10 protein-coding genes are annotated in these 10,905 nt (G+C 61.9%); all 10 read left to right on the forward strand.

Going from position 1 to position 10,905, the window contains the following annotated elements; genetic code table 11:
* Positions 1–7: 7 nt before the first annotated feature.
* The 10 genes from M3P88_RS06320 (at position 8) to M3P88_RS06365 (ending at position 10,863) form a co-directional block, all read left to right on the forward strand.
* Positions 8–955 (forward strand): bifunctional MaoC family dehydratase N-terminal/OB-fold nucleic acid binding domain-containing protein, encoded by a 948-nt coding sequence (locus M3P88_RS06320; protein ID WP_249615192.1) that lies wholly within the window; start codon positions 8–10, stop codon positions 953–955.
* The gene (locus M3P88_RS06325) at positions 952–2,010 is read left to right on the forward strand and encodes an acyl-CoA dehydrogenase family protein (protein WP_249615193.1); all 1,059 of its coding nucleotides are present in this window, start codon (positions 952–954) and stop codon (positions 2,008–2,010) included. Before M3P88_RS06320 ends, M3P88_RS06325 begins: the two co-directional genes overlap by 4 nt.
* Positions 2,007–2,438: a MaoC family dehydratase gene (locus M3P88_RS06330; protein ID WP_249615194.1), complete on the forward strand. Its 432-nt coding sequence runs from the start codon at positions 2,007–2,009 to the stop codon at positions 2,436–2,438. Before M3P88_RS06325 ends, M3P88_RS06330 begins: the two co-directional genes overlap by 4 nt.
* The gene (locus tag M3P88_RS06335; RefSeq protein ID WP_249615195.1) at positions 2,435–3,607 is read left to right on the forward strand and encodes a lipid-transfer protein; all 1,173 of its coding nucleotides are present in this window, start codon (positions 2,435–2,437) and stop codon (positions 3,605–3,607) included. Before M3P88_RS06330 ends, M3P88_RS06335 begins: the two co-directional genes overlap by 4 nt.
* A gap of 10 nt (positions 3,608–3,617) precedes the next feature.
* Positions 3,618–4,790, forward strand: coding sequence for an acyl-CoA dehydrogenase family protein (locus tag M3P88_RS06340; protein WP_249615196.1), 1,173 nt, complete (start codon positions 3,618–3,620; stop codon positions 4,788–4,790).
* A complete protein-coding gene (locus M3P88_RS06345; protein WP_249615197.1) occupies positions 4,787–6,613 on the forward strand; it encodes a long-chain-acyl-CoA synthetase in 1,827 nt (608 codons plus the stop codon). Before M3P88_RS06340 ends, M3P88_RS06345 begins: the two co-directional genes overlap by 4 nt.
* 67 nt (positions 6,614–6,680) lie before the next feature.
* Positions 6,681–7,427 (forward strand): SDR family NAD(P)-dependent oxidoreductase, encoded by a 747-nt coding sequence (locus M3P88_RS06350; RefSeq protein ID WP_249615198.1) that lies wholly within the window; start codon positions 6,681–6,683, stop codon positions 7,425–7,427.
* 34 nt (positions 7,428–7,461) lie between these two features.
* Positions 7,462–8,496: an MBL fold metallo-hydrolase gene (locus tag M3P88_RS06355; RefSeq protein WP_249615199.1), complete on the forward strand. Its 1,035-nt coding sequence runs from the start codon at positions 7,462–7,464 to the stop codon at positions 8,494–8,496.
* Positions 8,497–8,501: 5 nt separating this feature from the next.
* The gene (locus tag M3P88_RS06360) at positions 8,502–9,032 is read left to right on the forward strand and encodes a hypothetical protein (protein WP_249615200.1); all 531 of its coding nucleotides are present in this window, start codon (positions 8,502–8,504) and stop codon (positions 9,030–9,032) included.
* Positions 9,033–9,291: 259 nt separating this feature from the next.
* Positions 9,292–10,863 carry a FadD3 family acyl-CoA ligase gene (locus tag M3P88_RS06365; protein ID WP_249615201.1) on the forward strand — a complete coding sequence of 524 codons (1,572 nt, stop codon included), beginning with the start codon at positions 9,292–9,294 and terminating at the stop codon, positions 10,861–10,863.
* The last annotated feature ends 42 nt before the right edge of the window (positions 10,864–10,905 follow it).

The following is a 10,905-nucleotide window of genomic DNA, read 5'->3' on the forward strand; positions in this document are numbered from 1 at the left end:
GACGACAGTGAGCGAATTGCAATCTAACTGGCTGGATGAGGCGAAAGCACTGATCGGCCACGAGTACGGCAAGGTCTATGCCTGGGATGCGGTCAACCAGCCCATGATTCGGCAGTGGTGCGAGGCTTTGGGGGTGGATAACCCCTTATATCTCGATGGCGAGACGGCACAGCAGCGCTTCGGCGCCCATGTTGCGCCACCGACCATGCTGCAGGCCTGGGTGCTGGCCGGCATCAAGGGGCTGTATCCGCCAGGCTCGGCGACCGACAATCCGTACGAGGTGCTGCAACTGATCGAGCGCCACGGCTATGCCTCGGTGGTCGCGGTCAATTCGGAGCAGGAATATTTCCGCTACCTGAAAGAAGGCGACCGTCTGTCTTTTACCTCGATGATCGAGTCGGTGAGCGAGGAGAAGACTACGGGTCTGGGCACCGGTTTTTTCGTCACCCAGTTGCTGAGTTTCTATGACCAGCACGACGCCAAAGTCGGACAGATGCGTTTTCGCCTGTTCAAGTTCCGCCCGGCCAGCGCCAAGCCGGCCGCCGAAAAGCCGTCGCGCCCCATGCCCGGCATCAGCGACGACAACCGTTTCTTCTGGGATGGCCTTAAAGCCAGAAAGCTGCTGATCCAGCGCTGCACGGCTTGCGGCACGCTGCGCAACCCGCCGGGGCCGGCCTGTCCGGCTTGCCATTCGCTCCTCTCTGACAGCATCGAGGCATCGGGACGTGGCCGTATTTACTCTTACACCGTAGTGCATTACCCGACCTTGCCCGGCGTGCCGGCGGCCAATCCGGTCGGCTTGATCGAGCTGGAAGAGGGCGTGCGTCTGGTTGCCGGTCTGGTTGGTGTCGCTGCCGACGCGGTGCGCATAGGCAGCGAAGTGAGCCTCGAGTTTCTCGAGTGTGCCAACGAGCTGACTTTGCCGGTGTTTCGCCCGCTAGGAGGTGCAGCATGAATTTCTCGTTAACGGATGAACAGCTGCAGATCCGCGAAATGGCGGCCGGCTTGTTTACTGACTTCAGCCATGAAAACCGTGCCGGCAAACTGGACTCGTTCTGGGATCCGGCGCTATGGGCCGAGCTTGTGGACACCGGACTTTGCGCGCTATTGCTGCCGGGCGAGGTTGGCGGTGCCGAGCTTGGCATGACCGAACTCATCTCGGTACTGCAAGAGCAGGGCAAGGCGCTGGCGGCCGCCCCTTTGTGGCGCCATGCATTGGCTTGCGCGGCCTTGTCGCGCTTTGCCCCGGCCTTGCTGGACGCACTGGATAGCACGCAACCGCTGGCGCTGACGCTGGACAGTGCTTTAAGCGGCCGCATTGATGGCCATAGCGTGATGGTCAGCGGCGAAGTCGCGGCACTGGCGGTCACGCCACAGACCCGTCACGCACTGCTGCAGCTTGAGCTGGGTGGCGACGCCCGCCTGATGCTGGTTGAACTGAGTGCTTTCGAACGTACAGCCGGGGTGCTGACCCAGGGCGAAGCGGTCTGGCAACTGAACGCCGACGGCCTGTTGCTGGGCACGGCTCAACTCTTGCCGCCCGAGGCGCACGCCTGGGTTTATGCGCGGGCCTGTGCCTGTATTGCCGCCTTGCAGCTGGGGGTGGCTGAAGGCGCGCAGGCGATGACGGTGGCGCACTTGTCCGAGCGGGAACAGTTCGGGCGCAAATTAGGCAGTTTTCAGGCGGTGGCGCAGCGCATGGGTGACGGTTTTATCGCCATCGAAGCCTTGCGCTCGGTGCTCTGGCAACTGGTGTGGCGGCTGGACGCGGGCGTGGACATCGGTACCGCCGCGCAAGTAGCCAAATACTGGGCCAGCGAAACCGGCAACCGCATCGCGCATTCGGCGCAACACCTGCATGGCGGCACCGGCTCCGATCTGAGCTATCCGCTGCACCGTTTTTTCCTTGCGGCCCGGGCGCTTGAGCTGGAGCTAGGCGGCGCTGCCGCCCAGATCGCCGCGCTCGCCGACATTATCAAGCACAACGAAAACTGGAGGGCCGCCGAATGAGCGCGCAAGGCATTTCCTTCGATCAGGTCAAAGTGGGCGACAAACTGCCCGAGCTGGCCATCCCCGTCACCGTCGAACTGGTGGTCGCCAGCGCGATCGCGACCCGCGACTTCTTCCCCGGTCACCATGATTTGCAGGCGGCGCAGCAATTGGGTTCCAAACATATTTTCATGAACATCCTCACCACCAACGGTCTGGTCGAGCGCTATGTCGGCGCCTGGGCCGGGGCTGAAGCACTGATCGCCAGCGTCAAGATCCGCCTGGGGGCACCCAACTACCCGGGCGACTGCATGACCATGCAGGGTGAAGTCAGCGAAAAAGACGCGGCCGCGCAAGCGCTGACGGTCAGTCTGCGCGGCGTCAACAGCATGGGTGACCACGTCAGCGGGACGGTGAAACTGTTGTTTGCACAAGGGGCTCTGGCATGAACACATTATCCGGCAAGGTCGCCATCGTCGGTCTCGGCGCCACCGAGTTTTCCAAAAATTCCGGGCGTACCGAAATCCGCCTCGCAACCGAAGCGGTGCTCGCAGCGCTCTCTGATGCCGGCATCGAGCCTGGCGAAGTGGATGGGCTGTGCACTTATGCGGTTGACAATAATCCCGAGCGCGAAGTGTTCCGCCAGATCGGCGGCAAGGAGCTGAAGTTCTTTGCCCGCACCCCCGAAGGCGGTGGCGCCGCCTGTGCGCCCTTTTTGCACGGCATGATGGCGATCGCCAGCGGCGTGGCCAATGTGGTGGTGGTCTATCGCGCCATGAACGAGCGCTCGTGGTACCGCTTCGGTGCCGGCATGCAGGGCAAGGCGCCGGATCCGTTTTTTGAAACCACCAATTTCGGCTACTACATCCCGCATGGCCTGGTGAGCCCGGCATCATGGGTGGCGATGAGCGCGCAGCGCTATATGCACGAATATGGCGCGACCAGCGAGGATTTCGGCCGGGTGGCGGTGGCTGCGCGCGATTTTGCCGCGACCAATCCGGCGGCGTTTTTCTACGGCAAGCCGATCACGCTGGAAGAGCATCAGGCCTCGCGCTGGATTGCCGAGCCTTTGCATCTGCTCGATTGCTGCCAGGAGTCCGATGGTGCGGTCGCCATGGTGTTGGTGTCGCGCGAATACGCCAAAAAGCTCAAGCAGACGCCGGTTTTCCTCAAGGCCGCCGCCCAGGGCACCTATGAAGACCAGCAGATGATGACCAGCTACTACCGCAAGTCGATTTCCGGCCTGCCGGAAGCGGGGCTGGTGGCACGCCAGTTGTGGCAGATGTCGGGGCTGACACCCAAAGATATCCAGACGGCCGTGATTTACGACCACTTCACGCCTTTTGTGCTGGAGCAGTTGGAAGAGTACGGCTTTGCCGGGCGCGGCGAGGCGAAATACTTTGTGCGCGAAGGCCGTCATGCGCGTGGTGGCGATCTGCCCATCAATACCCACGGCGGCCAGTTGGGCGAGGCCTATATCCACGGCATGAACGGCGTGGCCGAGGGCGTGCGCCAGGTGCGCGGTAGCGCCGTCAACCAGGTCGCCGGAGTGAAAAACGTGCTGGTCACCGCCGGCACCGGCGTGCCGACCAGCGGCCTGATTGTCGGTCTGGACTAGGAGAGACGCCATGTATGTAGAGCTCAGTAGCGCACAGCAGGCGCTCAAGACCGAACTTGCCGATTATTTTTCCCGGCTGATGACGCCGGATGCGCGTGCGCGCCTGGCTGCCCACGAGGAAATCGACCCTATCTATCGCGAGCTGATTGCCCAGGCCGGCCGAGACGGTTATCTGGCGCTGGGCTGGCCCAAGGAATACGGCGGCGCCGGCATGGGGCCGATCGAGCAGCTGATTTATTTCGAAACCGTGGTGCAGTCCGGTGCACCGTTTCCTTTTGTCACGGTGAATACAGTCGGGCCGGCACTGATGGCGCACGGCAGCGCGGCGCACAAGGCCAGATTTCTGCCGGGCATCGCCCGTGGCGACATCCATTTTGCCATTGGCTATTCCGAACCGGATGCCGGCACCGATCTGGCGGCGCTTAAATGCAGCGCGGTGCGCGACGGCGACGATTTTATCGTCAACGGCAGCAAAATCTGGACCAGCCACGCCCAGTATGCCGACTATATCTGGCTGGCGGTACGCACCGATCCTGCCGCGCCCAAGCATAAGGGCATCACCATTTTAATCGTCGATGCCAAGGCCAGCGGTGTTTCCGTCGCGCCGATCTACACACTGGGTCACCGCACCAATGCGACTTACTTTGACAATGTACGCGTACCGGCTGCCATGGTGGTGGGCGAAGTCAATGGCGGCTGGCAGCTGATTACTTCGCAGCTGAACCATGAGCGCATTGGCCTGGGCGCCCATTCGATGAAGATGGTGGGCATCTATCAGGAGGTGCTGGCCTGGGCGCAAACGCGCGCAGCCAATGGCAAGCGTGCGCTGGATACCGGCTGGGTGGCGACGCGCCTGGCCGAAGCCTGGTGCGAGCTTGAGGCGCTGAAAATCCTCAACTACCGCCTGGCAGCCGATTTGGCCGAAGACAAGCTGTCACCGGCACTGGCCTCCGCCGCCAAGGTGTTCGGCACCGAGGCCGAGCAGACCGTGGCCAGAAAGCTGGCCGAAGTCTTGGGTGTGGCCGGTTTGATCCGCGCTGGCAGCAAGGCGGCGCGCTTGCACGGCCTGATTGAAGAGACGGTGCGCCATGTGACCATTACCAGTTTCGGTGGCGGCACCAACGAGATCCAGCGCGAAATCATTGCCCAGTTTGGTCTGGGTTTGCCGAGGGTGACCCGATGACACGCGACCCGTTTTCTGTCCTGCCTAGCCGTGAGGAGACTCAGGCCAAGCTGGATGCCCGCGCCCGCGTGGCCAATGCCGTGCGCCCGCTGGATGCTTTTACGCTGGCCGACCGGCTGGAAGCGCAGGCCTTGAGCCATGCAGCGCGTCCTTTTCTGATTGATGGCGATACGGCGCTGAGCTTTGCCCAGGTCAATGCCAGTGCCAACCGCTATGCTCATGCGCTGGCAACGCTGGGCATCAAGCAAGGCGATGCGGTGGCGCTGGTGATGGAAAACCGGCCCGAGTATTTCATTGTCTGGTTTGCGCTGAACAAGCTGGGCGCCATCTGCGGCTTTATCAATACCCATCTGAGCGGCCAAGCGCTGATCCATGCGTTGGCGGCGACACAGGCGCGGGCCGTGATTGCCGGCGACGAGTGTCTGGTCAATTTTAGCGCGCTGGATACCGGCCATATTCCGCTATGGCGGGTGGCCGACCCCTTGCAGCAGGCGCCGGCAGAAGGCTTGCGCCTGGCCGCACTGGAGTTGTCGCGTCTGGCGCGGCAAAGCGCGGCAGACAATCCGCCGGCGTCGTTACGCGCAGGCCTGCGCGCCGAAGACACGGCGCTGTATATCTGCACCTCGGGCACGACGGGGCTGCCCAAAGCGGCCAAAACCAGCCATATGCGCTGGCTTAACGTCGGCGACATTATGCAGGTGACGCTATCGGCCAGCGAAAACGATGTGTTTTATTGCTTTTTGCCGCTGTATCACGGTGCCGGCTCGATGTCGCTGGGCTCGACGGCGCTCAGGTGCGGCGCGGCCATTGTGATCCGGCGCAAGTTTTCGGTGCGCGAATTCTGGCGCGATGTGCGCAAGTACCGCATTACCGTGTGCCAGTATATCGGCGAGATTTGCCGCTATCTGTTGAACCAGCCGCCCAGTGCGGATGACCGCGAACACAGCCTGCGCAAGATGATGGGGGCGGGGCTCAGTGCCGAGGTATGGCAGCGCTTTGTCGCGCGCTTTGGCCCGATGGATATCTATGAAGGCTGGGGTTCGACCGAGTCCAACTGCAATATCATCAATGTCGACAACCGCGTAGGCAGTTGCGGGCGCATCCCGTTCTGGGACAAGACCAATGTGCGTATGATTGCCTACGACGTCGACAGCGATAGCCCCGTGCGTGACGAGGCCAGCGGCCTGTGCCAGCAGGTGGGGCCGGACGAGGTCGGCGAGGTGATCGGTTTTATCATTGATAGCGATGAAACCGGTGGCGGGCGGTTCGAGGGGTACACCTCGAGTGAAGCCACGGCGCAAAAGATATTGCGCGATGTGTTTACGCCCGGCGATGCCTGGTGGCGCTCCGGCGATCTGCTGCGCTACGACGAAGACGGCTATTGCTGGTTTGTCGACCGCATCGGCGACACCTTCCGCTGGAAGAGCGAAAACGTATCGACCACCGAAGTCGCCGAGGCCTTGTCCGGCTTTGACGGGCTGGAGGCGCTGACGATATACGGCGTACAAGTGCCGGCCCACGAAGGCCGTTGCGGCATGGCGGCGGTGGTGATGCAGGAAGGACGCGATTTTGATGCCGCCGCATTTTACCGTCTGGCCAGTGCGCGCCTGCCCAAATATGCCGTACCGCAGTTTGTGCGCGTGCGGCGGGAGGCCGACATGACCAGCACCTTCAAGCTGAAGAAGGTTGATCTGATGCGCGAAGGCTATGATCCGGCGCGCTTTAGCGATCCCTTGCTGGTGTGCGACGACAAGGCCGCGACCTATGTGCCGTACTCGCCCGAGGCGCTGGCGCAAACCGGGTTGCCGGCGTTTTCAGACTGAATACCGGGGCGGCATCTGCAAGTTGATGCATCGCTCGCCCCTCATTCTCTCTTGGTCAGGAGTTCATATGCTGTTTTCACTCAAGGGGCGCACGGCGCTGGTGACGGGCGCCGGGCAAGGCATGGGTTTTGGCATCGCCGAGGCGCTGGCCGAACAGGGGGCGGTGGTCGTGATTAACGACATCGACGCCGAACGGGCAGCCGCTGCCGCGGCCAGGTTAAGGCAAAAGGGCTATGCAGCCGTAGGAATGGGCTGCGATGTGTGCGAGCGTTCATCTATAGACCAGATGCTACTGCAGGTGGCCGAATTGGGGGCGCTGGATATCGTGGTCAATAATGCCGGCCTGCCCGCGGGCTGGCAGGGGGATAACCTGCGCTTTATCGATAGCCAACCGGCGAACTGGCAGCGTTATGTCGAGCTTAATCTGTACGGTGTGATGCATATGACGCAGGCGGTATTGACCGTGATGCGCGAGCGCCGCCACGGCCGCATCGTCACCATCAGCTCGGAGAGCTGGCGCATGGGAACCGATATGGGCTTGGCGGCTTATGCCGCATCCAAGGCCGCGGCGATCGGCTTTATGCGCCAGATCGCCGCGGAAAACGGCGCTTATGGCATCACCGCCAACTGCCTGTCGCTGGGAACGATGAATAACTGGGAAGGTTCGGAGCAACTGGCCGCCAAGATTAATCCAATTCCGCGCGCCGGTAGCCCGCGTGATGTGGGGGCAGCCTGTGCGTTTTTGGTGTCCGATGAAGCATCATGGCTGACAGGGCAGGTATTGCCGCTAAACGGTGGCGTACTGATGGCCTAAAGGCCGGGCGCAAGCCCATTCAAGCGGGAAACTTATGTCCGATATTGATTTGCATTATCCGCATGCGGTAGCGCCCGTTGCCGGTGAAACGCTAGAGGTCGCGCCCGGCGTGTTATGGCTGAGGATGCCGATGCCGTTTCCGCCTGGCCATATCAACCTGTGGCTGTTGCGCGATGGCGAGGGCTGGGCTGTGGTCGACACGGGCCTGGCCACGGTTGCGGTCAAGGATTTGTGGCATCAGCTTTTGCAACGCTATCGGCTGACACGGCTGATCTGCACCCATTACCACCATGACCATGCCGGTCTGGCCGGCTGGTTGTGTCAACAGGCGGGCATCCGCTTGTCGATGGCGCAGGCCGAGTATCAGGCTTTGCAAAAAGCGTGGCAGCGGGGGGCGGATAGCGAAAAAGAGGCGGGGTTTTATCTGGCGGCGGGCCTGCCGGCCGCCTCTCTGGCCGCGGCCATAGACAGCTTTCGTGATGGCGATTTTATTGCGACGCCGCCAGCGAGCGTAACGCCGCTCGCGGATGGCGATGTGCTCGCGATCGGCTCGCATCGCTGGCGCGTGATGACTTATGCCGGCCATGCGCCCGAACATGCGCTATTGTACTCAGCCACGCTTGGCGTACTGATTGCCGGTGACCAGTTGTTGCCCAAGATTACGCCCAGTGTCGGCTTGAATGCCGCCAACCGCCTGAGCGATCCGCTGGGTGAGTGGCTGGCTTCCATGCAGGCCTTGCAAAACCTGCCCGCCAGCACGCTGGTGCTGCCTTCGCACCAACTGCCCTTTGTCGGCGCCGCCAGCCGTGCGGGGCAGATTGCCCGCTATCACCGCCAGCAATTGGCCAAGCTTTCCGTCTTGCTGCAAGGGCCGCCGGCCAGTGCTTATGCCCTGGCGCAGGCCTTGTTTTCCCGCTTAGGCAATCCGGTGGCCGAATTGATGGCCGTTTCGGAAACCCTTGCGCATCTGCGCTACTTGCAATTGCGTGGCCAAGCCAGCTATGCCTTGACGGCTGAGGGTTGCCAGCACTGGTCCGCTATCTGTTGTGAATCGACTCTTCAAGGATGAAAGCCATGCAGCAACAAGAAAAACCGGGGCTGGGCAAGGCGCTGCTGATCAATTGCGCCATTGTCGTGGTGATTTCGCTCTATCTGTTTTTGCTGTACACGCTGGGGATCAAGGATAGCTGGATCACCTTTCTGTTCTTGTGGTACTACGCCTCGGTCAAGGAAGCGGCGGCTGCCGAGTGCCTGCCATCCGCATGTGGTGCGCTGTTCGGCTTTGCTCTGTCCGGCCTGCTGAGCGCTTTGCCTGCGCTATTGGGGCAGGGTGTCGGTCTTGGCCTGTTTTTCGCCCTGATCTTCGTCGTGGTGCTGCTGCAGGTTATGGGGCGGCTAAGCCTGCTGATCAATGGCGCGACTTTTCTGTTTCTTACCGTGGGCTGCATTCCGCTGATTGCGGGGGCGAACGCTTTTGCCGTGCATTTTGCGGCGCTGGCGACCGGTGTCGTGTTCTGGTCGCTGTTTATCCATGTCGCGCGCACGCTGCTGACTAAAAAGGCGCACAAACCGGCCACGGCCTGCGAGCATAGCCAGCAGCGCTAGTGACTGTGGGAGATAAAGACGGCCATTGCCAGCGAGATGGCAATGGCCGTCTTGTTTATGGTGACGAGCCCATGGCAAGCGGGTGTTTATTGCATGCGATGCGTGCTGCTTATACGTCAGCTTGCCACGCCCGTCAGGCTCGCCCCGCACCTGCATCCCCGTAACGGGGATGTTGGGCTTGCGCGTTAGTCCTAGCGGACGATGAAGATGCCGCCCTGTTTGGTGATGATGCTTGGCATGCCACTCACAGGAGCGCCCCATGTTGCCGACTATCCCCACCATTCCCCGCATGATGGCCGCCAGTGCGGCACGTTGGCCTGGCCGTATTGCGATCGAGGACGACGGGCAATCCATCAGTTATCCCGAGCTTGACCGCCTGCGCCGGCGTGTAGCCGGCGCATTGATCCGTTTTGGCGTGAAGCCGGGTGACCGGGTTGCCATCTGGGCACCCAACGGCTGGCAGTGGATCGCGGCGGCGCTGGGCATCCATTCTGCCGGGGCGGTACTGGTGCCGGTTAACACCCGGATGAAAGGGCAGGAGGCGGCCTATATCCTGAGCAAGAGCCAGGCCAAGCTGCTGTTTTGCATCGGCGAGTTTCTCGGCACGGTCTACCCGCAACAACTCGAGGGCATCCGTCCCGACGCCTTGCAAGAAGTGGTGATACTGGGCGAGTCGCCCCGTATGGCCGATACCCTGCCATGGGACGAGTTTTTGCAGTGGGCGGATGACGCTGCGCTGGCGCAAGCCGATCAGGTGGCGCTGGCGGTCGAGCCCGGTGATGCATCCGATATTCTCTTTACTTCGGGTACCACCGGCTACCCCAAGGGGGTGATCACCGCGCATGGCCAGAACCTGAGCGGCATGGCGGTGTGGGCGGCGGCAATTGCCTTGTCGCCAGCTGACCGCTATCTGATCGTGAACCCGTTTTTCCATGCCTTCGGTTACAAGGCCGGCTGGCTGGCCGGCTTGATGGCCGGCGCCACGCTGTATCCGCTGGCCGTGTTTGATGCGGGCGAAGTGCTGGAGCGCATCGCCCGCGACCGCATCTCGGTCTTGCCGGGGGCGCCGACGCTGTTTCTCTCGCTGCTGGAAGATCCGCGCCTGCAAGCTAGCGATATCTCCAGTCTGCGTGCAACCGTCACCGGTGCCGCCTCGGTGCCGCCGGCGTTAATTGCGCGCATGCGCAGCGAACTGGGCTTCAAGATCGTGCTGACCGGCTATGGTCTGACCGAGTCATCGGGGATCGCAACCCTGACGCTGGCGGATGATAGTGCCGAAACCATAGCCCGAACCTGCGGACGGCCCTTGCCCGGGGTTGAGATCCGCATCGCCGCTGAAAACGGTGAGGCCTTGCCCGCAGGCGAGGCGGGGGAGGTGTGGATACGCGGCTTTAACGTGATGCAGGGCTATTTCGGCGATAGCGGCGCGACGGCGGATGCCATCGATGCCGAGGGCTGGCTGCATACCGGCGATGTGGGCGTACTGGATGAGGCCGGCTATCTGGCCATTACCGACCGGCTGAAAGACATGTTTATTGTCGGCGGCTTCAATGTTTACCCGGCCGAGATTGAGCGCACGCTGGCACTGCATCCGCAGATTGCGCAGGCGGCGGTGATCGGTGTGGCGGATGACAGAATGGGCGAAGTCGGCAAGGCCTATATTGTGCCGCGCGCCGGTTTTGAACCGGCCGGGGACGAGATCATTGCCTGGTGCCGCACGCGCATGGCCAATTATAAGGTGCCGCGCGAGGTCGAATTCGTGTCGGCATTGCCGCTGAATGCCTCCGGCAAGGTGCTGAAGAACACGTTGCGCAAGCTTGCGCACGCATAATGCCGGCTACTCGCGCGAGCGTAAAAATTGACTGAAACAAGG

The sequence above is a fragment of the Craterilacuibacter sp. RT1T genome (genome assembly GCF_023502145.1).
GTDB lineage: Bacteria > Pseudomonadota > Gammaproteobacteria > Burkholderiales > Chromobacteriaceae > Craterilacuibacter.